The following is a 24,413-nucleotide window of genomic DNA, read 5'->3' on the forward strand; positions in this document are numbered from 1 at the left end:
ACTGAAAATAGGGGTGTTGCTTCATGAATATATTGTATTTATGTTTACAACAAGCCCCTATAATAATGTATGCACGGCTTGTATAAACATGTCACCTCTTTGTTCAAATGTACGGTACTGATCCCAGCTAGCACATGCAGGCGACAGTAAAATGACATCTCCTTCTGCAGAGACCTTATAAGCCGCTTCCACGGCTTGTTGAACATCTTCTGTCATAATGGTCTGAAGCCCCTGTGAATCAGCTGTATGCTTTAACTTTTCCTTTGTTTGTCCAAATGCTACAACAGCTTTTACACTTTTTAAATAGGGAATTAAGTCTGTAAATTCATTTCCCCGATCCAGGCCACCAGCGAGAAGTATTACTGGCTGGTTAAACGAGGCAAGCGCCTTTTGTGTTGCTAAAATATTAGTTGCTTTTGAATCATTATAAAATAACCTTCCACGGTGATTCATAATAAATTGCAGCCGATGTTTGACACCTGAAAATGTTAATAACACATTTTTAATTGCTTCATTGCTGGCGCCATTTAATTTTGCTGCAGCAATAGCAGCAAGTATATTTTCCAGGTTATGCTCACCTACAAGTACAATCTCTGAGCGGTTAGCGATCTTTTCCTCACGAAAATATATCCATTCATCATCCAGCCAAGCGCCATGTTCCTTTAGCGGTTTTTTAACCGAGAAGGGAATTTTATATGCGTTTGCTGATTGTACTGCTTCAGCCAGTATAGAATCATCCGCATTATACACCAAATAATCTTCAGCGGACTGGTTTTTGAATATATTGAATTTCGCAGCTTTATAATTTTCCATTGATTTATGATAATCCAGATGTGCTTCGTAAATATTAAGCAGTACCGCAATATTAGGACGGAATTTATCGATTCCCATTAATTGAAAAGAAGAGAGTTCCAATACCAAACGCTCTTTTTCTGTTAATGTTTGTGCAACATCCGTTGCCACCAGGCCGATATTTCCGGCTATCTTCACAGGTTGATCACTTTTTGTAAGCATTTCAGTTATAAGGGTGGTTGTCGTTGTTTTTCCATTTGATCCTGTAATCCCAATAAGCAAACCCTCTGTTAAAAAATAGGCAAGCTCGATTTCTGTAATAATCGGGATACCACGCTTATCAGCCTCAGATAAAACAGGGTTGTCATAAGGAATGCCGGGATTTTTCACAACTATTTCTATATCATCCAAAACAAAGTCAGGATGGGAACCTAAAATAATCTCCGCACCCATTGACATTAATTCTGTAACAGTACCCTCCTCTTCTTTTGCAGCTATATCATTCACACGTACAGTACGATCATTTTCAATCAATAATTTCGCGGCTGCAGTACCGCTTTTAGCCAGCCCTAATACAAGTATTCTTGAGTAAGGAAAATCTATTAATTTTTTCAACCTAATCCCACCTCGATATAAATCCCAAGCGCAGCAAAGATCAGTCCGATCAGCCAAAAGGTAGTAACTACTCTCCATTCCGACCAGCCAAGCAATTCATAATGATGATGCAGCGGGCTCATTTTAAATACCCTTTTTCCTGTTGTTTTAAATGAGATAACCTGAATGATCACTGAAAGTGTTTCAATTACAAATACCCCGCCAATGATCACTAACAGGATTTCCATTTTTGTTAAAATACTTACAGCAGCAATTGCCGCACCCAAAGCAAGTGATCCGGTATCCCCCATAAAAACTTTTGCCGGGTGCGCATTAAATACCAAAAACCCAAGTAACGCCCCAACAACGGCTAAAGAAAATATAGTCACTTCATACTGTGGAAAACCATACCACGCCAGTAATCCGAATGTTCCAAACGCTATTGCTGCAGTTCCTGCAAGCAGTCCATCCAATCCATCCGTAAGGTTTACTGCATTGGAAGAACCGACAAGCATCAATATGATCAGAACAGCATACATCCAGCCTAGCTCCCACTCCACCTGTGTTCCCGGGATTTGAATCGTAGTTGGGAAGTTTTGGCTTTGTAATATAAAATAAAAGATAAGTGCAATTACAATTTGACCAAACATTTTCTGCTTGGAAGTCAAGCCTAAATTTCGTTTCATGGCAATTTTTATAAAATCATCCAAAAAACCTAAAATACCATATCCGGCCAATACAAAAATCAATAGCCATAATTCATAGCTGATGCCATCAGGGTCGATTCTAACGACCATAATAATGGAGGTAATGATGATGCTGAATATAATCATAAGACCGCCCATTGTAGGTGTGCCAGTTTTTTTCAAATGGGATTCCGGTCCTTCTTCTCTAATGCTTTGTCCAAACTTTAACCTTCTTAAAAATGGAATAAATATTGGAGATAAAAGGACGGTAACTAAAAATGCAATTGCTATTGTAATTAATAAGACTGAAATATTCATACTATCTCCTCCTAGTGCAAAACCGTCCACTTATAATAATTTAGCAAGTTTCTTTTTCATCAATTGCTGCTCTGCTGGAACATTTCCATTGCTTTAACCTGATTAAATAATTTCCTCAATGAGCTTTTCAAATTGAAGACCTCTTGAAGCTTTAAACAACAATAAGGCGTCCTCTCTAAGGTAGCTTTTCACTTCCTGAAGCAGTGCTTCTTTTGAAGTAAAATGCTGGCAATGAATATCCTCGTTATTTGCGGATACACTGTCAGAAATAAACGCTGCCTCATCACCATATGTAAATACATCTGTAATTGGCACTATTATATTTTCAGCGATGGACCTGTGCATTTCTTCCGAATATGCCCCCAGCTCCAAAATCTCACCAAGCACCAGGATTTTATGATGAAACCCATCCATCTGCCTGATGACATCAATAGCTGCTTTCATCGAAGTTGGGGAAGCATTGTAGGTATCATTTATAATGGAAGCACCATTCATTCCTTTAATCATTTCAAAGCGCATGGAAGTTCTGGAAAGTTTTTGTAAAGCCTGTTGTATATTTTCCTGACTTATTTTTAAAAGTTCGCCAATAGCAATAGCGTAAGAAGCATTATGCACATGATGGCTGCCCAATAAAGGGATAGTGAAATTGAATTTATTTCCTACATTAAAATCAGTACGGTTATATTCCATATTGATGATCTCTATAACTTTACTATTTGTTTTATCGTAGCCGCATGTGATTACATTTTTTTGTTCGTGCAACTTCTCCAAAAGCTTTTCATCCCCATCAATAATGATTTGACCATTTTCATGGAGACCATGGAGAATCTCTAATTTTGCATTGGCAATACCTTCACGGGAACCGAGAAATTCGATATGGGATTCGCCGATATTGGTGATAATTGCGTAATCAGGCTTGGCAAGCCTTGATAATTTGTCAATTTCCCCAAATTGGTTCATTCCCATTTCCAATACCAGTACCTCTGTATCTCTTTTCATGGATAAAATAGTTAGCGGCAGGCCAATATGATTGTTCAAATTACCTAATGTATAATGGGTTCTATATGTGGTTTCAACGACAGCTCTTACCATATCCTTCGTCGTTGTTTTTCCGTTTGAACCTGTGATACCAATAACAAGCGGATCCACTTCCATCCGGTAATTTTCTGCAATCTTTTGCAGTGCTGCAATTGTATCATCTGTAAAAAACACCGGTAAATCCGCAGGCAATTTAGCAGGAAGCCTTCTCTTTTTATCCCATAAAATCGCAGCAGCACCGTGCTCAACAGCCTGCTGTACATAATCATGACCATCAAAGTTTTCCCCAATAATGGGAACAAACAAAGCGCTGTTCATTTTTTTCCGGCTGTCTGTAGATACTTCCTTGATTTCAGTTTCACTTTCCGTATTACCTTTATTTTCCGTGAGCTCAGCAGCTAACCATCTTACAGTAAATAACATTTCCATTACCCCTTCTCAAGAATCGCCTGACGGGCAACTTCACGATCATCAAAGTCATATTTTGTATGCCCGATTTGCTGATATGTCTCATGGCCTTTACCGGCAATCAAAATAATATCATCTTTTTCAGCAATCTGAACAGCCTGATGGATTGCCTCTTTTCGGTCCGGAATGACCTCATAGCTTTTAGCAGTACTATCAATTTCTGCTGTCATATCATTCAATATAGCTTGCGGATCCTCTGTTCTCGGGTTGTCGGAAGTAAAGATGGCATGGTCTGCGAACCTTAGCGCGACCCCTGCCATGAGTGGCCGTTTTGTCCGGTCGCGATCACCGCCACAGCCTACAATGACGTAAACTTTATTTCTCGCAAATTCTTTTACTGTCTGCAGCACATTTTCCAGGGAATCCGGCGTATGAGCATAATCAACAATAACAGAAAACACCTGTCCTTCGTTCACACTTTCAAACCTTCCGCTGACTCCTTCAATGCTTTCCAGTGCTTCCTTAATCACGGGTAGCGGTATGTTGGAGGCTATTGCCGCTCCACTTGCGGCAAGCATATTATACACATTAAAATTGCCAATCAGATTGCTGTTAACTTCTATTTGCCCAACAGGCGTCTTCATCCGAAATGAAGTGCCAGAAGCTTCAAGCTTAATAGCTTCTGCCATAACCTGGGCGTTCTTTTTATAACCATATGAAATAACATGCTGTGCAGTACTCCGTATTAAAAGATCACTGGCCTGGTCATCCGTATTAATGACTGCAAATTTTCTCCCCGTATCATCATAAGTATTTCCCAATTGACTGAACAAAAGACTTTTTGCACGCAAATAATCATCTATATTTTCATGGTAATCCAAATGATCCTGGGATAAATTAGTAAAGACGGCAATATCAAAATCGCTGCCGTAAACCCTGCCCATATCCAGAGCGTGGGAGGACACTTCCATAACCCCTTGCTCCACACCCTCTTCACGCATTTTCTTAAATGACCTTTGTAAATGCAAAGAGTCAGGGGTTGTGTTATTAACTGGATAAGTGTCTTTACCAATTTTCATTTGTATCGTGCCTATAACTGCTGTCTTTTTTTCATAATGGTTAAAAATGGTTTCCAGTAAATATGTCACCGTTGTTTTTCCATTGGTGCCTGTAACACCGATTAAAGGAAAATCTCTTGTTGGATCATTATAGAATTTCACTGCAAGCATGGATAAAGCCCTTGCTGTATCCGCAACGGTAATGACCGGCACATAAGCCTGTACCGGCTTTTCAGCAATTACCGCAGAGGCTCCGTTCTTTACGGCTTCTTCCACAAAATGATGGCCATCTACCGTAAAACCGGATATACATACAAACAGACTTCCCTTTTTAACAGCGCGGGAATCCATTTCCAAAGTATGTATTTCAATATTCTCTATGGTGGAAGTTGTTTCATAAAAAGAAATACTGGAAAGTAATGCCGTTAATTTCATCGTATACTCCTACCTTCAAATTCTTCATAATAATTTCTTGTTTTTTTAACATGTGTAAACATACCCTGAGGAATGTAATGTGAAACTTTCTTTCTGCGTTAAAACTTAACTTATCGCCCATCCTTAATGGCAATGACGAAAGCCTTAGTTACATGCAGGGGCTGGGACATATCGAAAGCCACTGTATAAACAATAAACTAATATAGCGGAGGGAATATACGTAGACTCCTGGGATTGCGCGTAAATGCTCGCCCCACCGTAAAGATTTGTGGGAAGTAGGAGGTCGGTAAGACCCCACAGGGCGTTACTCCAAGGTCGATGACAATCGTCACTTCCAGTGACTTCATCGACACTAGCTAGCACATCCTGTGCATCGGAGGCTCACCACTCCCCCACGGAAAGCGATGTATATTTCCGGAACCGGTTATAGGCGCTAATTGTTATTGTTCAGATTTTCTTTGATTAAAAAACTTTTTGCCCCAGTCTCTGCCCACAAAATAATTTATTTACTCATTATAGCAAACTTCATCATTTTTAACGATCATTTTCCGATAAATAAATTCTTACTTCTGCTCCCTGTTCAACACTTGTACCGGCAGCAGGAGCTTGATCAATAATATAATCTCCTTCCCCGTCCGTTTCCACCGTTAAATCCAGCATATACTCTGCCAGTTCATCTTTCGTTAAACCAATTAAATCAGGAACTTCCACCTTTGGCTCCTCTGGCCATTGATAATCCTTTGGAAGACCGTCATCCCGCGGTTCTATTTCCATGGCCCGCAAACTATCGCCGATAATAGTCCCTACAATGGGAGCTGCAACTACACCGCCAAACTGAACGGTATTTTTCGGATTATCCACAGCAACATAGACAACAATTTCCGGATCATCTGCAGGTGCAAACCCAATGAATGATAAGATATAGTTATTTTCCATATATCTTCCATCTTTTCCAACTTTCTGAGCTGTTCCGGTCTTTCCGCCTACACGGTAACCATCCACATATGCCGGCCGACCTGTACCCTCAGCAACCACGCTTTCCAATGCATGCCTTATCTCTTCAGACGTGGAAGCGGAAACTACCCGTTCTTTTATATTGGTTTCCTTTTTCTCGACCACTTTTTCTGAAACAGGATCGACCCACTCATCAGCTATATAAGGTTCATAGAGGTACCCTCCATTTACTGCTGCAGCAACAGCCATTACCTGCTGAATTGGTGTTACCGAGACCCCCTGGCCAAATGCCGTAGTAGCCAATTCAACTGAGCCGACATCCTCTCTATTGAATAAAATCCCATTTCCTTCCCCTTGCAAATCAATACCTGTTTTCTGGCCAAAACCAAAATTCTCTATATAGGTAAATAGCTTTTCCGTTCCAAGCATTTGACCAAGATTAACAAAGCCGGGGTTACAGGAATTTTGGACTACTTCAAGGTAGTTTTGATGGCCATGGCCGCCTCTTTTCCAGCAATGAAGATGAGACCCTCCAACTTCAATATCACCATCATCATGGTATTCATCTTCCAATAAATCTACTGCATTTTCTTCCAGTGCAGCTGCCAATGTTATAATTTTAAAGGTAGACCCCGGTTCATACGTACTCCAGATTGGCAGATTGCGATCAAATACATCTGCATCAACCTCCTGATAGTTTTCCGGGTGAAAGTTAGGCCTAGTAGTCATTCCCAACACGCCGCCTGTTTTTGGGTTGACGGCAATAGCCATTGCTCCATCTGGGTCATATTTAGAAACGACAAGATCAAGTTCTCTTTCCATAATAGATTGTACTTTTGTATCGATAGTTGTTCTTAAATTCAACCCATCTTCAGGAGGACTATATACATCGGCCAAATCATCCAGCCGCCTGCCTTTTGCATCGGAAAAAAAGGAGAGACTGCCTTGTTTCCCTTTCAATTTATCATCGTAAAATAATTCCAGGCCCATCAAGCCCTGGTTATCAATTCCGGCAAAGCCCAATACATGTGATAAATCTTCGTCTTGGGGATAATGTCTTTTTGAATCTTTTGCCAGATAGACACCTTCCAAATTTGCTGTACGTATGGCTAATTCCTGTTCTTCGGATATTTTTATCCCCTCAGGCCGAATCATTACACTGGATGTATTTTTTGTTATATTTTCATATACCTTGTCCACAGACACATCCAGAATTTCAGCAAGTATTTCAGCAGTTTCTTCCGGGTTGGTAATTTGTCTTGGTGTAGCAATAACCGATGGTGCTGTTACGTTTTCAGCTAATACTTCATCATTCGTATCGAGGATTAACCCCCTCTCAGGCTCAAAAACAATATCCCTTGTCCATAAATCATTTGCTTTATCCATTAGTTCATCCCCGAGTGCGAATTGAACATATCCTAATCGAAAAGTAATGACCAAAAATACAAGCAACCCAATGAGAAAAACAGTTACCATTCGTTTTTTCACTGTTACAGCAGATACACGCTTCATATTCCATCCCCTTCTCTGTCATAGGTAGGCTTGTATCCACTATATGAATAAATAGAATTGAATAGAACATGGAAGAAGGAAGAAAAAGCACGCTCGGTCTGACTTAACCAAATCAAAGGCCGCCTTGGCAAAAGAATTTGACTCACATCAGCTTAAGCTTCTAAGTTGATGATACCCAGATGGGCAATAGCGAGTCAAATTCTCCTGAGACAGCCTGGTGGCAGTTTATGTTTTTTAGCTTATTATCCTTCCACTTCTATATCTTCCTCATCATTCTCGGCTTCACTTTCCATTGTTTCTTCTACGGTCTCACTTGGAGAAGTAAACTCAACACCTAAGTAATCTCCCTTTTTAAGCGGTGTTCCTTCTTCAATATTTTGGGTAGCTGCAAAGCCGTTTCCAAAGGTTTCTGTTTGCAATTCAAGCAGCTCGGTCAGCTGCAATACTTCCCGTTTTGACCAGCCTGATATGTCAGGCATTTCTGGCTGGTCCGTCACAAGTATAATATGATCGTTCGGGAGGATATAATCTCCTTCTGATATGTTTGCTGAAGCTACCTCTCCCGAACCAATGACTGTAACATTTAATCCATCTTCAGCCAGTGAACTCTCCAAATCGGCAGCATCCAAACCAATCAGCTTTGGTATTTCAACTTGCCGGACGGAATCTTGCTCGTCTTTGTCAGGTTCAATGTTTAAATAATGCAGGCTGTTTTCCATTACATTATTAAATATGAAAGATACAGGAGCAGACCCTGCTTCTGTATCTTCCAACTCAGGCTGTTTGACAGATACATACATCATGAGCTGCGGATCGTCCATCGGAGCCATGCCCAGAAATGAAAATATATAATTTTCCCGGCCGGTCAAGTACGGGCTTCCACCGGGATCCGGGTTCGGGATTTGGGCTGTTCCTGTTTTGCCTCCCACGGTATAGTCATCGAGCTGGTACATTTTCCCTGTTCCATTCTCTCCATTTACGACTGACTCCAGCAGCTTTAATACCAGATCTGAGGTTTCTGCTGAAATCGGTTCTCCAACCACATTAGGGTGCTTTTCCTCCAACATGTCCCCAGTACTTGATTCAACTATTTGTTGAATCACATATGGCTGAACCATTTTCCCGTCATTCGCAATGGCAGTAGCTGCCTTCATTTGCTGGATTGGGGTCAATGTACTGCCCTGCCCAAATGATGTCGTAAGCTTTTCGAGCGGCCAATTGTATAAAATTTGACCCTCTACTTCTCCAGGTAAATCTATTCCTGTCGGTTTATCAAAATCAAATGCTTTTAAATACTCCAGAAATGTGTCCGTCCCTATTTTTTCCCATGCTAATTTGGCGGCGGCCACATTGGAAGAGCGCTGAAATCCTTCATTATACGAAATGCTTCCCCAGCCTTCACCTCTATTATGATCATTGATTGGCTGTATCCGTTCATTGACTGTATAACTTCCAGACTCAAATGCCTCTTCTCCGTTATAAACGCCTTCTTCAATTGCCGCAGCCCATGTAAACATTTTTACTGCTGATCCTGGTTCAACCGGTGTAGAAATAACATCGTTATACCAGTTTTCCACATCGGCCGGGTCATTTGGGTTATAGCTCGGCCTATTGCTCATGGCAAGGATTTCGCCGGTTTTTGGATCCATGACTGTTGCAGTTATTCGTTCCGGGTTATAAAGTGCATTCACTTCTGTTAGTGTATCTTCCAGCAACGTTTGTATTTTTTGATCGATTGTCAAATAAACGTCATCCCCATCTTCCGGTAAGGTGACGATTTCATTTGGGTCAAGTAACCGCTTATTATATTGATCGCGCTGATAGGATATATTTCCATCTATCCCGCTTAACAGCTCATTCATTTCATTTTCCATACCGACAATGCCTGATATTTCCCTGGCCGTTCCATCCTCTGTTTCGACCTCTGAGTCTCTTGCAAACCCAATAATATGGGAAGCAAACATGCCGTTCGGATAGTAACGAATAGACTCTTTTTCAAATTGGATCCCTGGCAGTTCTAAAGCTTCTATCTCTTCTTTCTGCTGTTGGGACAATTCCCTGCCCTCCGTTCCGAATTCTACTTGGAAAGCATCATTTTCAATACCGCTTTCCAGACGGTCTAATATTTCATTCTCCTCCCCCCCAATGATGGGTGCAAGTTTTTCAGCAGTCTCTTTGGTGTCAACCACATGCTGCGGATTGTCCAAATTAGTGGAATATGCTTCCTGAACAATGGCATACATTAGGTAGACAGGCCTGTCATAGGCGAGCGTCATTCCGTTTTTGTCATATATTATTCCCCTTTCGGAGTCAAGGCTATAAGAGTTTGTCCGTTGCTTTTCTGCCCATTCCTGTAAAGACACTTCATTAACCTCACCTGTTGCCTGTATGTATAAAAAACGACCGGATAATACCAAGAACACGCCAACAAACAAGATTATAAGTATACCTGCCATGAAATGAGTTGTTTTATTCTTTTTCATAATCATAACCGCCTTGCTTAGTTATTAACATTTTGCGCTTGCTTCACCTCTGCATGTTGAATCATTAAACCATTGTCCCTGGCAATTTGCGTAATGCGTTCAGGGCGCTGGAGTTCCTTCATTTCAAACAGCAGGCTTTCATTGATCACCTGCTGATTTTGCACGGTCTGCTCCAGCTGTTGCATATCCCTGTTCAGGCTGTCTGTGGATGAAGAAAAGGAAACCATGAAGCCGCCTGCGATAATTATACATGCCCCGATAAGGGAATATAGTACTTTCTCTCCGCTCGTGATCCATCCTTGCTTCCGAACCTTTACAGCTACTTTTTGCTCTCTGTTTGGGGCAGTTTCCACTGTACTTCTTTGCTGCCAATCGATAGCCTGGTTTTCACGCATTACTTGTTCCACCCTTCCTTATATGAAAAATCTTCGTTCCAATCACTTACTTTTTCTGCAATCCGTAATTTCGCCGATCGGGATCTTCTGTTTTCCTGCAATTCATTTTCAGCCGGTACAATTGGCTTTTTTGTGTTCAGCTTAAAAGGAGCCTCATGGTCTTTAGGCAATACAGGTAAATTTTTTGGTGTTGGTTTTTCCGTACTCCAGGCTTTAAATGCCTGCTTCGCTAAACGGTCTTCCAGTGAATGGAAAGTAATAACGGCAATTCTTCCCTTTATGGAAATAATTTCGGCCGCTTGATGAAGTGCATCGTTAAATACATTCAGTTCATCATTTACCGCAATACGCAATGCCTGGAAAATCCTTTTTGCTGGGTGACCACCTTTTCTCCTTGCAGGGGCGGGGATACCTTCCTTAATGATATCCACCAGCTGATTTGTTGTTTTTATTTCCTTTTTTTGTCGTTGCTCTTCAATTTTTCTGGCAATTTGTTTCGAAAACTTTTCTTCACCATATTTAAAAAATATGGAAACCAGTTGTTGATAGGACCAGGAGTTAACAATTTCAAAAGCACTTAATTCCTGTGTCTGATCCATTCGCATATCCAAGTCTGCATTATCCCAATAGCTAAAACCCCGTTCTTTTCTGTCCAGCTGCGGGGAGGAAACACCAAGGTCAAACAATATACCATCAACGTGACGGATGTTATTTTTATTTAATTGGTATTTCAAATTAGTAAAGTTTGCATGGATCAAAAGGATTCGATCATGGTAGGGGGATAATCTTTCTCGTGCAGCTGTTAAAGCATCTTTATCCTGATCATATCCGATCAAGAGACCGTCTGAATTCAGATTAGAGACAATTTGCTCAGCATGACCCCCGCCGCCCAAAGTACAATCCACATACGTCCCGTCAGGCTTTATAGCCAATCCTTTTACCGTTTCATGCATTAATACACTATAATGTTCAAACATTGAGACACCCGCTTTTCCATTAAATATCGAAGTCCATAAGGTTTTCTGCAATTTCGGCAAACGATTCCTCAGATTCACTGAAATAATCTTCCCAGTTCTCGCTTGCCCAGAATTCAACTCGGTTCGATACACCAATGACAACACATTCTTTATCTAAAACAGCATAGTTGCGAAGAGGCTGAGGAATATTTATTCTTCCCTGCTTGTCCACTTCACATTCCACTGCGCCGGAAAAGAAAAATCGTGTAAAAGCCCTGGCATCTTTTTTTGTTAGTGGGAGGTTTTTTAATTTTTCTTCCAATAATTTCCACTCATTCATTGGGTAGGCGAACAGACATTTATCAAGTCCACGGGTGACAACGAAGCTTTCTCCAAGCCCTTCCCGGAACTTGGAGGGCACGATAATTCTGCCTTTTGTATCGATGTTATGTTGATGTTCACCCATAAACATATAGTCCGCCCCACTTTCGTATAATTATATTACCACATCTCCCCACTCTTCACCACTTTTTTATAAAAAAAGTTTAAAATTATTTTCTTCTTCCATTTTTGTGTCTGTTTAAACACATAAAAAAAGCTGTCCTATCAGTGATAGACAGCATATATATATATTTATTCTTATGGTGGGGGAAAGTGGATGTTTTTTTAGATCCACACCATATAATGACCATTTTCAAAAGACAAGGATTTTCCTGTTAATTCTTTTATAAATGCCGGACTGTATAAATTAATCCAAGGCAAAGGGGTCCAAATCCGTTCTTGTAAGTTATTCTGTGGATATAATGACAAGTTAATGAAATCAAATTCGGAAATATCCTTTTCATATTTTTCCTTCAATGCTTTCATCATCCTATTTTCCAAATAATCAATGTTTCGCTTTAAATAAAACAAATTCTTTTCAGATAGATCACCTATATCTGAGCTGATTTCTTCTGCAATATCCCTTAACGGTTTATGCGCTTCTACCATTTGCCTTTTGAGCGAATCAGCCACAGCCCGTATGGATGGATTGTTTTTTGACTCCAGCCACTCGTTTTTTAACTGCTCCACGCCCTCATTTACTACCTTTTCATAGGAAATATTATACTTTTTTGCATATCTTTCCACGTTCCTGTCCAGAAAAGTAAATGATAACCTTGGAACAACCGGGGGCATTTTTAGGTTCATTGTATGAAAAGCCTGTTTTAATGATGCCCAATAAGCAATCTCTCCCGGACCACCGATAAATGCCAGCGTAGGAAACAATAATTCCTGCATGATTGGTCTTGTAACCACGTTGTTGCTTAATTTTTCCGGATGGTGCTCAGCAATATTAAATAATTCTTCTGTGGTAAGGAGTACTTCATTTTGTTTCCCTGCCCAATCTCCTTCACTTGTTCGTTTTAGCAATATACGTTCATCGTCTTTATGATAAAACAAATGTCCCTCATTGGCATCTGCATCCAAAGAAAGAGAATAGCCGAGCTCCCCAAGTTCCTTAACACTATGCTGTACACTTCCAGCTATCTCCGGCTGTGCTTTAATTAAAGCGCTGAAATGATCCTTCTCCAGTTTTCGCAAATCCGCATCACCCGAGTCAACCAAAACAAGACCGTCTTCCTCAAATAATTGATAGATGAGACGGGCAAAAAAATCCACATAACTGTCCGACTGCTCCAGACACTTTTCCAAAGTATCAAATAGAACACTGGAATAGGCTGTTTCCTGTAATTGCTGAAATAATACTGTAAGCCATTCTTTACTTTCTTCCTGATTTATTTTCATCTGTGAAATGGATTGTTTCTTATAAACCTTCTGTGGATGTGTATACTTTTCCATCTGCCCTTGATTTGGCAGGAATACATGGTTGATTTCATCAAAATCATGATCCTCTCCAGCAATCCAGAAAACCGGAATTACCGGGGTCTTTAGTTCCTTTTCTTTCTGCTTGGCGAACTGTATAATAGAAATCACTTTATTAATTGTGTACATTGGGCCAGTTAACAAGCCCGCCTGCTGACCTCCGATAACTGTCACACTATTTTTTCCCTTTAACCGTTCTATATTGTCTATCGTAGTCCGCGGGGCATCCCAGCGGTTATTTATTCCATGTAAAACATTGGTCAAATCCGCTCGATCATAATTCCGATGTTTTACATCCTCAATCCGCTCCTGGTACTGTGTAAATGGATCATAGTCAAAAAAAGCCATGATGGCTTTTTCACTAGCCCGGTAATCGCGAATCAGCCTGCTTTTATTATGTATCTCAATTGCGTCAATTTGCATAGATTTGATGCCCCTTCTGTAATGATATCCATAAGTATTGTACATAAATTATAATATTATTTCATTCTTTCTGTTTTAGAGATGAAGCAGAGATAAAGCCTATTATTCCAATAGGTTTTATCCAAACCACGACCAAGCATAGCCTGATCAAGTGATACTAATAAAAGATCCGATAAGCTATATCAAAAATTAATAAACAAATATAGAGGGATGCAAACAGAAGAAATAAAAACCTCCAGAGTAATTTTAAAGCTTTCAAGAGCAAAACTTCCATGTTCAATTTCCACTGGATAAAAATAATTATTGCTAAAGCGCTAAGAAAGAAAATAACAATTGGCCCAGTCAGATTAACATGGAAGTTTAACCATACCAATATACTAACGGCAATGATATATAATAAGGTTGTCCAATTAACAGACTGATGAAAAGCTTTCAGCTTAGGCCAGTTCCATTTTATTAAAATAAAATAAATAAGCCAGGTTGCAATCACAGGAACAGTAACGAAAAATGCAATCATATAACTAATAAAATTAACCATATTAGTCTGTAATTCCCTTCTTAATTTCTATTGCTTTCATGCTGTCATACAAAAAGCGAGTATATGGAATGGTAAAACCATTTCCTTTTTTAATGATATAACCGGATATTGCTTCAATTTCGGTTTTTCGGCTGTCCATGATATCTTTGAACATAGAGGAACGATTTTTCGCTGTGTTTTCACATATGTACTCAACCCTTGCCCATCGTGTGGCATAGTCCATCTCCAAGACAGCACAAGCCTCCTCGCATATGATTTGCGCCATATTGTGCAGATAGCGGTTACGCATAACTTCTCCGTTTGTCACTTGAAATAATGCTGTCAGCGGATTAATAACCGCATTAATGACCAGTTTTTCTTTAAGTAGGCGTAGGTAATTCTCTTTAAAATCGAACGGAAAATCCGAATGGTTTAACTTCTTGGAAAGAGAATGCAAATACGCTTCATCCCCCTGGTATGCGGCCAAATTTATTTTTCCTTTTCCTGTATGTGCAACGAGATTATCCTCCAGTTTCATTGCACCATGCTCGATAACCCCGAGTATAATGGGGTGATATAACTCCTTTATATCATCCAAGTGTCCCATTCCGTTTTGTAAAAAAATCAACGGCGTATTTTTCCTTATTTTCCTGAGCAATGGAATAATAGCTGAGATAGACACTTGTTTCACACAAATGATAACACAGTCCTCATCCTGTAAATCCTCACTGAGCAATGCACGAATGTAAGCCCGCCCGGGATAATTTGATAATCTCACTCCATCTTTCATCAATTTTATTCTTTGATCTTCCTTGCGCACATAAATAGTTACAGAATGCTGTCTGGATAAATATGTACTTAGCAATAGCCCAGTCGATCCGCCCCCTATGATTCCAATATTCATTTTTACGCCCTCCACTCCTCTTAAGAATTGAAATTTATCTAAAAATATATGAACCAGTCGCCAAACATGGTAAAATGTACAGGAATGATTTTCATTATCCTTTTTTTATATTATAATAAAATATATAGAAAAGCTAAAATATTTCTGACAATATTGTAAACTTGTAATGAAGGAGAAGATGATAATGCCACCAAAAGTAGAGAAGCTATCAATTAATTATAAAACACTTGAAAGGTTTAAACACTTTAAAGAGTATGGGAACCAGGAACTTTCTATGCTTGAAGACCTTGAGAATAACATAATGGAGAATTATGGGGATTCCCCATTTTACGGAATTTACTATGGTGACAACCTTATTGCGCGAATGAGTTTATATAAAATCAAAGCAAAATATGATTACTACTTTGAACCTCCGCAAGACTACTTAACACTATGGAAATTGGAAGTATTGCCTGATTATCAAGGCAAGCAATATGGCCAGAAACTGGTTGATTTTGCAAAAAGTTATGGACTGCCTATTAAAACAAACCCAAGAATCAATTCACATGGTTTTTGGGAAAAAATGGGATTTCAAAAAGCAAATTATGATATGGAAAGAGATTTAGGAGAAAATCCATTAATCTGGCTGCCGGAAGGTGTTAACGAACAGGAAAGCAGTTAAAGTCTTGTTTAATGAAAATCAGACAAAGAACAAAGGCGCAAGCGTTCGGTTAGCGACGTACAGACTGCGCCTGGCCACGCCAGGTGGATCAGTGTTGCCACGCAAAGCGGCGGTTTTTACTGATCAATCTTTCCGTAGGAGATAAAGGAAACATACCCCCACATTGGGGGTATGCCGACGTTGGCCGGCAAGGCCGTATTTAAACGGCCTTCCTTTACCCGTAAGGAGTCGATGTTGACTTATCAAAGGATGTTCGCTTAAAAACGCGACGTCCTGGGACTACGGTACAGTAGTTCCTCGCCCCACCAAAACCTCATGTCGCAACACCGAACTGACCTGCATCTTGCAGGCCCGAGGTGAAGGAAGTCACGCTAGTCGCTGGGCGCTGGAACTGGACGTGACTAATCCTATATTAAAGTTATCCACTGGTTATAGTTTTTATAATTTCATAAACAATGACAAAAGACATGAATGAGCACCACTCCCTTCATGTCTTTTTTTCTACCTTTTTACTCATAAATACATTAAAACTATTTACCTGACCTCTTTACTCGTCTTTGCCCGGCTCCAGAGTTCCCCCATTTCCTCCCAGGCATAATCATAGCGTTCAAGTTCTTTTTTAAGTCTTTCATTTTCAGTTCTTAAGTATGTTACCATGTTTTCCTGCTGCTTCTCACGATCATTTTTTTCACCAGAATAATCCTTTTTCATTTTTTCCAATAAAGTGATCGCTGCTTCAATGGAGTCCTTTTCCATATCACCTGATTCATTCAAATGCCAGACTTCTTTCCGGCTGCCTTTCTTCCTGTCTTCCTTGGCAGTAAGTATTGCACCCTGATACTGCTTTCGAATCGTAGCATTCCATCTGAAACCGCATGCAGCAGAAGTACGTGACAGCTTTTTGGCTACTTCTTTAAAAGCTTCAAGCTGTGTTCTGCCTTCCCGTATATAGCGTAACACTGTTTCGGCCAAAATTATATCCTCATCTTTTGACCAGGCATCCTGCCGTGTTGCATTCATACCATCCCTCCTTATACGTTTGCTATCAATGTATGCAAAAAGTAGGCGTGATAGAATACATGTTTAGCTTTTTAACGGGAAATTTTCAGTCAGCGTTCCGGTTGATGAATTTGCTTACCGCCGCTCTATGTTCAGGTGTCTCCCATAGACTTGCACAATTTCTAACCTCTTCACTCATGAAAGATGACAGACTGAGACTTGATATTTTTTTCTTGTATTGCAGTTTCATCATTCTCATTTGCTCATAAGATTTGGAAATGTAGGATTTTAAAATATCATTGAAATTACCTTCCCAATCCTCCATCGGTACGATTTTTTGCAGCCAGCCTTGCTGCATTAATTGATCTGCTTTTAGTATGCTTGCTTCCATTAACCAGTTCATGGCAAAACTAGGGTTTACTTTTTCATATAGCAGTGCTCCCCCTCCCCATCCTGGCAAAATTCCCAATTTTGTTTGTACAAAACCAAATGTAGTGGCTTCTTTTGCAATTCGAACATCACAGGCCGTAGCCAGTTCACATCCGCCTCCTAATGCATTTCCATTAAGCATAGCAATTGTCGGAACAGGGAAATTTGCCAGTTCAAATAACACCTCTTTCATTGGGTATAAAAGAGAAAAAGCTTCATCTGTTGTTAAATCGCCATGGAGATCAAGTAAATCTCCGCCTGCACAAAACATATTTCCATTTCCTGTTACCACCAAAAATTTCAGCGAATCCTGTTTTGTATCTTCCAATATTGTCATTAGTTCCTTTGTCATTTCTTGTGAGACGGCATTATTTTTTTCAGGCCGGTTTAAACATATTTCCCCGTAGCCTTCATCATGTTTTTCATAGGCTATAATATTAGTCAAGCAATTCACTCCTTTTCAGTACAGTAGTAATCATCATAGATAAGAAATAGCAAGCTTCAATACGAAGCGGGTTATTAATAATACTCAAAATAAAAAGGCTGACCCTTGTAATACCGGGACAGCCTCCTTTATTCGTTCGCAATTAACTGCTTACCACTTCTTTACCATCATAATGACCGCATGACTTGCAAACATGATGCGGTTTTGCTAACTCTCCGCAATTTGAGCATTCTACCATACCTGGTACCTGCAGTTTTTTATGAGTTCGACGTTGATTTTTCACTTTTTTGGAAGTCCTTCTTTTTGGTACTGCCATGACTTACACCTCCTTCAAAGAAAATTCATTATTTTTCTTTTCTATCATTTTCTTTTTTTTCAAGCAAATTCTCCAATTTTTTCAGACGGGGATCAATTGTGTTGTCCTGTTTTTCTTTTTCAGTAATTAACTCCCATCCCTGTCCTTGATTTACCGTGTTTTCTGGGTCTAGTGCAGCCTCTGAATAAACCCGGAATGGCAAGTTCAATATAATATGTTCTTTTATAAAGGGAGTTAAATCGATGACTTCCCCTTCCACGGGGTGAATCTCATTCTCTTCATCCACATCATAGGGAGAGGATGTGAACACTTCACTTGTCTGAATATCCATTGAATATGTTACATCTCTCAGTGTACGTGCACACGGCAGGATCATTTCACCTTCAATACGAAGGTCAAAAATGAATTGCTCCCCCTGCATATAACATTTCCCTGTTACATGTACAGCGTCAATTTTTCTAATATCATTATTCATTTCTGTCAAATCAGAAACATTTACGTTTTCATCAAAGGCAAAAGCTTCTTGATGAGCACTTTTTCTAAATTGTGCAATAGAAAATTTCATCATTATCACCTCAAGACAACAAGAGTTATTCTAAAAGAAAAAACGAGTTTTGTCAACATTTTATCTTTACATCCAAATAGAAAGTATCAAGTTTATTAAATATACCAATTCTGCAGTTAATTTTTCACGTATTGAATTTAATAGGGTACGAAAACTTTTTCCATCCACAGATTGTCCTATTATGCTTCCCCAAGACGTGTGCAGCTAACCAAAAGTTATATCCGGGTTATTTATGCGTATGCTTTGGATTTTTGGTACAATGAATACTAAAATACATCCAGGAGTTGGTCGGTTTGAAAGCATGCGGTTTAATCGTTGAATATAATCCGTTTCATAATGGGCATCTATATCATATTCAGCAATCGAAAAAGCTGACGAAAGCGGATTGTGTAATTGCTGTGATGAGCGGCTCCTTTTTGCAAAGAGGCGAGCCGGCAATTGTCGATAAATTTCATCGAACCAAAGCCGCTTTGGAATCAGGGGTCGATATTATGTTGGAGCTTCCGTATCCGTATGCCGTTCAAAGCAGTGATTTTTTTGCAAAAGGGGCTGTTCTAACCTTATATGAAATCGGGGCAGACAGCATATGTTTCGGCAGTGAATCGGGAAATATAGATTTTTTTAAAAAAGCGTATTTTGCATTTAAAGAAAAGGAGCATCTATTCAAGCAAGTATTAAAATCGCAATTAGACAAAGGTACCGCTTTTCCGGAGGCCAGCAGACTGGCATATAAAAAAATTGGGCTCTCAACGGCTGAAATGGATTTGTCCAAACCGAATAATATTCTTGGCTTCAGTTATGTGAAGGCTATTTTAGAAAACCATTTGCCTATGGAAGCTTGCACCATTAAACGAACTAAAAGCAACTATCATGATCAATCCATCACAAGCTCTATTGCCAGTGCTACAAGTATACGAAAAGCCCTGTTTGAAACCGGAGAAATTACGGATTTGCTAAAAAAATCAATGCCTTATGAAACAAACCTGCAATTACAGAAATATAAAGAGAAATCAACAATCTGGCATATGTGGGAATTCTATTTCCCTTTTCTTCATTACCGTGTAAGGACAATGACATTAAAAGAACTTGCCAATATTCATGATGTAGAAGAAGGTTTGGAATACCGCATTAAAAAAACCGCAAAAAAAGTGTCCTCGTTTAGCGAGTGGATGAGTGAAGTGAAGACTAAAAGATATACGTGGACAAGGCTGCAGCGTATTTTTGTACATATTTTAACCAATACAACAAAAGAAGAGATAGCAGAAGCAAGACAGCATAAAACAGTTCCTTATATTCGGTTATTGGGAATGACAAAAACGGGGCAATCCTATTTAAATCAGCGTAAAAAAGAACTTGAAGTCCCTCTGGTAACAAACGTAACGAAAAATGCGGATCCCATGCTTTTACTGGAAGAAAGAGCAAGTAGCGCCTATTACAGTATTCTTCCTCCAAGTAATAAGCATAAATTATATAGACAAGAATTTCAGGCACCAATGATATTTCCGACTTAACAATATCCTGAGTGGTCTACCTTGAAATACATGGCCGAACGGAATCGACGTAAGTATATATCTGAAAGGGCCAAGTTAATTTAAACATAAGAAAACCGATGAATTTTTTCATCGGTTTTCTCTTTTATAAGGACATTTGAGATGGTGGCTACGCGTGTTACAAATTATTTTTAGTCTCTAAATCCTGTAGATAACTAATAGCTTCTTCCACTGTATCAATTGGTACAATTTCCATGTCTGTTCCAATTTCTTCAGCCTTTTCCAGCGCAATGTGATAATTTGACGCTACTTTTCCATTTTCATTCGGAGCAAAGAAAATATCGATGCCTTTATTGTCAGAAGCAACCACTTTCTTATCCACGCCGCCGACTCGATAAACATTGCCTTCATAATCTACTTCTCCGGTACCCGCGATGGCATATCCTTTTGTTACATCCGCCTCTGTCAGCTGATCATATATTTCCAGGGAGAACATTAAACCTGCACTAGGTCCTCCGATTCTGCCACTAGAAAAGTTTATTTCAGGATTTACGGCTACACCACGGTCGGTAACAAGTTGAATACCGATTCCCGGCTGACCATCAAGCTCACCTAATGCTTCGAGTGTAATTATTTCTTCTAATGTTTCCTCTTCTCGTATAAATTCCACTGTAATTGTTTCCTCTGCTTCTTTTCCTTGGACGTAATTAATTAAATCATCCGCTTCTGTGATTTCATCCCCATCAAGCCCAATAATCCGATCTCCCATTTGCAGTTTGCCATCTGCAGGCATATCGTCCATTACTGAAACAACGTAAACACCATTATATTCGATGTTTATTTCTTGTCCTGCTAATTCATAAGCAACAACTGTTGAGGCCTGCTGCGAACTTTCCATCATTTGCAGCTGCGCATGCATATATTCATCATCGGTAATTCCATCAGGCCTTACATCTTCTAGGGGGCGTATTTCATGGTGCGGGAGAAACATAGCCCAAGCGTATTGCAATGGGGTTGCCTGCCCGCCGCTCACCGTGACAAGATGCATTTCACCTTCGCTTAAAAATGCGCCTTCCACTTCCACAACCGGGTTTAATTCATCCGCCGCTCCCGGTTTATATATATAATACGGCAGTTGAAAAGCCGCTAAAAAATAAGCAATAACTATAATAATAAACAGAGATAATAAATGTTTTTTTCTAAATATCATTGCAGGACTCCTTCCACTTCCAGCTGCTTAAGGCAGCTGATAAAGCCAGCGTGATGTTTCTAAATTGAAATACCCCGCTCATTCCATGTGTTGAAGACAAAAGCCCGGTTTGTATAATGCAGATAATAAAGCTCCCCTCTAAAATATCACCCTGTTAAAAAAGTGTATGGCATAAATACTACAGGTATGAGCGTATATTGAAAAAGAAGGTCTGCCTGTACATCACGTCTTTATCTTTTTGTTCTTAAATACTTTTAAATAGCAATACCATACCTAAAATCATTCTATTATTATATCAAAGAAAACAATCCAGAGCCAGTTCATCGTTTAGGAGGCTACAGTATTGATACAGAAATCAAAAACCATTATTTTAGCTGGATTCACTGCATTTTTTGCCTTTTCCCTTTTGTTTTTTACCGATCAGGCTTTTGAGGCGAGTATTAGAGGATTAAATATATGGTGGGAGGTAGTTTTTCCATCATTGCTTCCATTCTTTATTACTGCAGAATTATTAATTGCATTCGGTGTGGTACGATTTGTCGGCGTATTGTTTGAGCCCATCATGAGGCCACTATTTAACGTCCCCGGCGCAGGCAGTTTCGGCTGGATCATGGGCATGGCAAGCGGATATCCAACCGGTGCAAAAATTGCTGCACGGCTGCGTGAAGATGACCAGCTCACCCGGGCAGAAGCCGAGAGACTCGTTTCATTTACGAATTCCTCAAGCCCGCTGTTTATCATTGGAGCTGTATCCATCGGCTTTTTCCATGATGCACAGCTTGGTATATTACTGGCAGCAGCCCATTACTCAGGAAATGCGCTCGTAGGTTTTTGTATGCGATTTTATAAAAAGAATGACAGAAAAAAAACAAAAGACCAGCGTATGGGAGGAGAAACAAATCCAAGGGTATCAATTGTCAGAGCTTTTCGTGAGATGCACCGTACCCGTGTACGTGATAAACGACCTTTAGGAGAAGTTCTTGGAGATGCAGTAATTAATTCCATCCAAACACTTGTGATGATTGGCGGCTTTATTATCCTTTTCTCTGTTTTGACAAAACTGTTCCATCTGGTCGGGGTTTCCCCGATTATTGCAGGGATATTGCAGCATGTTTTGGCATTATTTTCATTGCCGGTTGAACTTGCTTCCCCCTTTTTCTCCGGTTTGTTTGAAATATCCATCGGTGCACAGATGATCTCACAGATATCAACAGATACGATCTTACAAAAAGCCTTAATTGTCAGCTTTATATTAGGATTTAACGGGTTTTCAGTTCAAGCACAGGTGGCCAGTATTTTGGCAAAGACAGATATTGGTTTCGCCCCGTATTTTTTCTCAAGGTTTTTGCACGGTATCTTTGCCAGTATATTAACTGTAATACTATATTATCCGCTCTATTTAAATAAGCAAACATTTGGAGGAGATGACATTCCCGTATCACAAGAAGCAAGTGCGAGTATTTGGATCGATATCCTAAATCGCCTTTCCCATATCGGCCCTGCAATTACCTTAGTAACACTGGGGATCGGCGCCATCATTATTTATATAAAAATGCTCAGAAAGAGACTGTGACAAAACAATTTCAGCAAACAAAAATCAAACATTCTTAAATTTGAAATTAAAACCTGCTCCGGAAAAATACTACGCTTTTCGCCGGCAACTGGTGAGCATCCTTGTTCTTTCGCACTGCGGGGTCTCACCGATGCCTTTGGTCCTTCAAGCGTCTACGTATATTTCCGGAGCTGCCTTGGTAGGTCGTTCGTCTTTTCAATGTTTCCCTATGGTTTTGTCCCAGCATCTTTTCTATTTAAATCTATCTTTTAACGCATTTTCCACTACTTCTGGTACCAGATCGGAAACGTTCCCTTGATACCTTGCAATCTCTTTTACAATACTTGAACTTAAGAAGGAGTACTGGTTATTTGTCATCATGAAAAAGGTTTCAATTTCGTCATTAAGTTTTCTGTTCATGGATGTAATTTGCATCTCATATTCAAAATCACTTACTGCACGCAATCCACGAATGATAGCTTGTGCATCCTTGGATTGTGCATAATCCATTAACAACCCGCTTGATGTATCAACTGACACATTCGGGTAATCCTTGACACTTTCCTCAATCAATTGAATTCGTTCATCCACCGTAAAGATAGGATTTTTTGACTGATTCTTAAAAACAGCAACGATAATATGGTCGAATATTTTCGACCCTCGTTTGATAATGTCTAAATGCCCGTAAGTAATTGGATCAAAGCTCCCGGGACAGATGGCGAGTCTACTCAATTTAAATCAATCCTTTCTTTTCCCTTCCTGATAAATAGTAACACTAATGGTATCTCCATAATTACTTTGCTTCAGTATACTGTAGTTATCGAGTTGTGGCGGCAGTTTCTCGGAAATGTCATGTTCACAAAATATAAGGCCATTTTCTCTTAGTAATCCGAGATTCTTGATTTCATATAAAAGATTTTCAAAATCAACCATCCTATACGGTGGGTCAAGCAGGATAAGGTCAAATTGCAATTCACGCTTTGCCAGCGTATGTAAAGCACGGAATGCTTCGTTTCTGTATACTTCCGAGGATTCAGTTATATTGAGCGTTTTTAAGTTATCATAAATTGTATTGACAGCTTTGGACTGTTTATCAATAAAAACAGCAGAATCCATTCCCCTGCTTAGTGCTTCAATCCCCAAAGCACCGCTGCCGGCAAATAAATCCAACACCCTGCCGCTATTAAAAAATGGGCCAATCACTTGAAAAACGGCTTCTTTCACTTTATCTGTTGTAGGTCTTGTCGCTTTACCTGAAACCGCTTTTAATTTTCTACCTTTATGTATACCTGCAACTACACGCATACTTCCACCTCAATTTGCAGTATTCGACATTTATCCTACCATAAAAGGTCAGGTTAAAACAATTTCTTTTAAAATCATTCGATCATGTATATTTTTAAAATACTC

At 39.6% G+C, this 24,413-nt stretch carries 22 protein-coding genes; 3 read left to right on the forward strand and 19 right to left on the reverse strand.

Annotation, left to right across the window (positions count from 1 at the left end):
* Positions 1–57: 57 nt before the first annotated feature.
* The 12 genes from murD to ACDX78_RS00480 form a co-directional block, all read right to left on the reverse strand.
* Positions 58–1,407: a UDP-N-acetylmuramoyl-L-alanine--D-glutamate ligase gene (murD, locus tag ACDX78_RS00425; RefSeq protein WP_486024408.1), complete on the reverse strand. Its 1,350-nt coding sequence runs from the start codon at positions 1,405–1,407 to the stop codon at positions 58–60.
* Positions 1,404–2,390 carry a phospho-N-acetylmuramoyl-pentapeptide-transferase gene (mraY, locus tag ACDX78_RS00430; protein WP_486024410.1) on the reverse strand — a complete coding sequence of 329 codons (987 nt, stop codon included), beginning with the start codon at positions 2,388–2,390 and terminating at the stop codon, positions 1,404–1,406. The genes murD and mraY overlap by 4 nt, the downstream gene beginning before the upstream one ends.
* A gap of 102 nt (positions 2,391–2,492) precedes the next feature.
* Entirely contained in the window at positions 2,493–3,851 is a 1,359-nt protein-coding gene (locus ACDX78_RS00435) for a UDP-N-acetylmuramoyl-tripeptide--D-alanyl-D-alanine ligase (protein ID WP_486024411.1), read from the reverse strand.
* A 5-nt stretch (positions 3,852–3,856) separates the two neighbouring features.
* Positions 3,857–5,329: a UDP-N-acetylmuramoyl-L-alanyl-D-glutamate--2,6-diaminopimelate ligase gene (locus ACDX78_RS00440; protein WP_486024413.1), complete on the reverse strand. Its 1,473-nt coding sequence runs from the start codon at positions 5,327–5,329 to the stop codon at positions 3,857–3,859.
* A 534-nt stretch (positions 5,330–5,863) separates the two neighbouring features.
* Positions 5,864–7,795, reverse strand: a complete 1,932-nt coding sequence (locus ACDX78_RS00445) for a stage V sporulation protein D (protein WP_486024414.1) — start codon at positions 7,793–7,795, stop codon at positions 5,864–5,866.
* Positions 7,796–8,037: 242 nt separating this feature from the next.
* Complete coding sequence (locus ACDX78_RS00450; protein WP_486024416.1) at positions 8,038–10,278, reverse strand: penicillin-binding transpeptidase domain-containing protein; 2,241 nt, start codon at positions 10,276–10,278, stop codon at positions 8,038–8,040.
* 17 nt (positions 10,279–10,295) lie between these two features.
* Positions 10,296–10,673, reverse strand: a complete 378-nt coding sequence (ftsL, locus tag ACDX78_RS00455; protein WP_486024418.1) for a cell division protein FtsL — start codon at positions 10,671–10,673, stop codon at positions 10,296–10,298.
* Complete coding sequence (rsmH, locus tag ACDX78_RS00460) at positions 10,673–11,650, reverse strand: 16S rRNA (cytosine(1402)-N(4))-methyltransferase RsmH (RefSeq protein ID WP_486024420.1); 978 nt, start codon at positions 11,648–11,650, stop codon at positions 10,673–10,675. The genes ftsL and rsmH overlap by 1 nt, the downstream gene beginning before the upstream one ends.
* Before the next feature lie 19 nt (positions 11,651–11,669).
* Positions 11,670–12,101 (reverse strand): division/cell wall cluster transcriptional repressor MraZ, encoded by a 432-nt coding sequence (gene mraZ, locus ACDX78_RS00465; RefSeq protein ID WP_486024422.1) that lies wholly within the window; start codon positions 12,099–12,101, stop codon positions 11,670–11,672.
* A 194-nt stretch (positions 12,102–12,295) separates the two neighbouring features.
* Positions 12,296–13,915 (reverse strand): bacillithiol biosynthesis cysteine-adding enzyme BshC, encoded by a 1,620-nt coding sequence (gene bshC / locus ACDX78_RS00470; protein WP_486024424.1) that lies wholly within the window; start codon positions 13,913–13,915, stop codon positions 12,296–12,298.
* A gap of 157 nt (positions 13,916–14,072) precedes the next feature.
* The gene (locus ACDX78_RS00475; RefSeq protein ID WP_486024426.1) at positions 14,073–14,453 is read right to left on the reverse strand and encodes a DUF3397 family protein; all 381 of its coding nucleotides are present in this window, start codon (positions 14,451–14,453) and stop codon (positions 14,073–14,075) included.
* Position 14,454: 1 nt separating this feature from the next.
* Positions 14,455–15,336 (reverse strand): 2-dehydropantoate 2-reductase, encoded by an 882-nt coding sequence (locus tag ACDX78_RS00480; protein WP_486024427.1) that lies wholly within the window; start codon positions 15,334–15,336, stop codon positions 14,455–14,457.
* A gap of 184 nt (positions 15,337–15,520) precedes the next feature.
* On the opposite strand from ACDX78_RS00480, the gene ACDX78_RS00485 reads away from it, so the two are divergent.
* The gene (locus tag ACDX78_RS00485) at positions 15,521–15,997 is read left to right on the forward strand and encodes an N-acetyltransferase (protein ID WP_486024429.1); all 477 of its coding nucleotides are present in this window, start codon (positions 15,521–15,523) and stop codon (positions 15,995–15,997) included.
* A gap of 534 nt (positions 15,998–16,531) precedes the next feature.
* On the opposite strand, the gene ACDX78_RS00490 is transcribed toward ACDX78_RS00485, so the two are convergent.
* The 4 genes from ACDX78_RS00490 to ACDX78_RS00505 all read right to left on the reverse strand — a co-directional run bounded on the left by ACDX78_RS00490 (position 16,532) and on the right by ACDX78_RS00505 (position 18,751).
* Positions 16,532–17,017 carry an RsfA family transcriptional regulator gene (locus ACDX78_RS00490; protein WP_486024432.1) on the reverse strand — a complete coding sequence of 162 codons (486 nt, stop codon included), beginning with the start codon at positions 17,015–17,017 and terminating at the stop codon, positions 16,532–16,534.
* 85 nt (positions 17,018–17,102) lie between these two features.
* Complete coding sequence (locus tag ACDX78_RS00495) at positions 17,103–17,879, reverse strand: enoyl-CoA hydratase/isomerase family protein (RefSeq protein WP_486024433.1); 777 nt, start codon at positions 17,877–17,879, stop codon at positions 17,103–17,105.
* Between the two features lie 133 nt (positions 17,880–18,012).
* Positions 18,013–18,186 (reverse strand): 50S ribosomal protein L32, encoded by a 174-nt coding sequence (gene rpmF, locus ACDX78_RS00500; protein ID WP_486024435.1) that lies wholly within the window; start codon positions 18,184–18,186, stop codon positions 18,013–18,015.
* A gap of 28 nt (positions 18,187–18,214) precedes the next feature.
* Positions 18,215–18,751: a YceD family protein gene (locus ACDX78_RS00505; RefSeq protein ID WP_486024436.1), complete on the reverse strand. Its 537-nt coding sequence runs from the start codon at positions 18,749–18,751 to the stop codon at positions 18,215–18,217.
* A 293-nt stretch (positions 18,752–19,044) separates the two neighbouring features.
* Here ACDX78_RS00505 and ACDX78_RS00510 point away from each other — a divergent pair, with 293 nt between their 5' ends.
* Complete coding sequence (locus tag ACDX78_RS00510) at positions 19,045–20,262, forward strand: nucleotidyltransferase (protein ID WP_486024437.1); 1,218 nt, start codon at positions 19,045–19,047, stop codon at positions 20,260–20,262.
* A gap of 157 nt (positions 20,263–20,419) precedes the next feature.
* On the opposite strand, the gene ACDX78_RS00515 is transcribed toward ACDX78_RS00510, so the two are convergent.
* On the reverse strand, positions 20,420–21,451 hold the full coding sequence (locus ACDX78_RS00515) for a SepM family pheromone-processing serine protease (protein ID WP_486024439.1): 1,032 nt from the start codon (positions 21,449–21,451) through the stop codon (positions 20,420–20,422).
* A gap of 343 nt (positions 21,452–21,794) precedes the next feature.
* On the opposite strand from ACDX78_RS00515, the gene ylbJ reads away from it, so the two are divergent.
* Entirely contained in the window at positions 21,795–23,024 is a 1,230-nt protein-coding gene (ylbJ, locus tag ACDX78_RS00520) for a sporulation integral membrane protein YlbJ (protein ID WP_486024441.1), read from the forward strand.
* A gap of 231 nt (positions 23,025–23,255) precedes the next feature.
* Here the strand turns inward: ylbJ and coaD are convergent, their stop codons facing one another.
* Positions 23,256–23,735 carry a pantetheine-phosphate adenylyltransferase gene (gene coaD / locus ACDX78_RS00525; protein WP_486024443.1) on the reverse strand — a complete coding sequence of 160 codons (480 nt, stop codon included), beginning with the start codon at positions 23,733–23,735 and terminating at the stop codon, positions 23,256–23,258.
* Positions 23,736–23,741: 6 nt separating this feature from the next.
* Entirely contained in the window at positions 23,742–24,308 is a 567-nt protein-coding gene (rsmD, locus tag ACDX78_RS00530; protein WP_486024445.1) for a 16S rRNA (guanine(966)-N(2))-methyltransferase RsmD, read from the reverse strand.
* Between the last annotated feature and the right edge of the window lie 105 nt (positions 24,309–24,413).

The sequence above is a fragment of the Virgibacillus oceani genome (assembly GCF_041521345.1).
Lineage (GTDB): Bacteria > Bacillota > Bacilli > Bacillales > Amphibacillaceae > Virgibacillus_N > Virgibacillus_N oceani_A.

Bases quoted from the DNA above. Each gene is read 5' to 3' on its own strand.
- ACDX78_RS00480 (WP_486024427.1), bottom strand. From the start codon at position 15,336: ATGAATATTGGAATCATAGGGGGCGGATCGACTGGGCTATTGCTAAGT.
- rsmH (WP_486024420.1), bottom strand. From the start codon at position 11,650: ATGTTTGAACATTATAGTGTATTAATGCATGAAACGGTAAAAGGATTG.
- mraZ (WP_486024422.1), bottom strand. From the start codon at position 12,101: ATGTTTATGGGTGAACATCAACATAACATCGATACAAAAGGCAGAATT.
- ACDX78_RS00515 (WP_486024439.1), bottom strand. From the start codon at position 21,451: ATGATATTTAGAAAAAAACATTTATTATCTCTGTTTATTATTATAGTT.
- ACDX78_RS00440 (WP_486024413.1), bottom strand. From the start codon at position 5,329: ATGAAATTAACGGCATTACTTTCCAGTATTTCTTTTTATGAAACAACT.
- rpmF (WP_486024435.1), bottom strand. From the start codon at position 18,186: ATGGCAGTACCAAAAAGAAGGACTTCCAAAAAAGTGAAAAATCAACGT.
- bshC (WP_486024424.1), bottom strand. From the start codon at position 13,915: ATGCAAATTGACGCAATTGAGATACATAATAAAAGCAGGCTGATTCGC.
- ACDX78_RS00485 (WP_486024429.1), top strand. From the start codon at position 15,521: ATGCCACCAAAAGTAGAGAAGCTATCAATTAATTATAAAACACTTGAA.
- mraY (WP_486024410.1), bottom strand. From the start codon at position 2,390: ATGAATATTTCAGTCTTATTAATTACAATAGCAATTGCATTTTTAGTT.
- ACDX78_RS00435 (WP_486024411.1), bottom strand. From the start codon at position 3,851: ATGTTATTTACTGTAAGATGGTTAGCTGCTGAGCTCACGGAAAATAAA.
- ACDX78_RS00490 (WP_486024432.1), bottom strand. From the start codon at position 17,017: ATGAATGCAACACGGCAGGATGCCTGGTCAAAAGATGAGGATATAATT.
- rsmD (WP_486024445.1), bottom strand. From the start codon at position 24,308: ATGCGTGTAGTTGCAGGTATACATAAAGGTAGAAAATTAAAAGCGGTT.
- ACDX78_RS00475 (WP_486024426.1), bottom strand. From the start codon at position 14,453: ATGGTTAATTTTATTAGTTATATGATTGCATTTTTCGTTACTGTTCCT.
- ftsL (WP_486024418.1), bottom strand. From the start codon at position 10,673: ATGCGTGAAAACCAGGCTATCGATTGGCAGCAAAGAAGTACAGTGGAA.
- ACDX78_RS00445 (WP_486024414.1), bottom strand. From the start codon at position 7,795: ATGAAGCGTGTATCTGCTGTAACAGTGAAAAAACGAATGGTAACTGTT.
- ACDX78_RS00450 (WP_486024416.1), bottom strand. From the start codon at position 10,278: ATGAAAAAGAATAAAACAACTCATTTCATGGCAGGTATACTTATAATC.
- ACDX78_RS00505 (WP_486024436.1), bottom strand. From the start codon at position 18,751: ATGAAATTTTCTATTGCACAATTTAGAAAAAGTGCTCATCAAGAAGCT.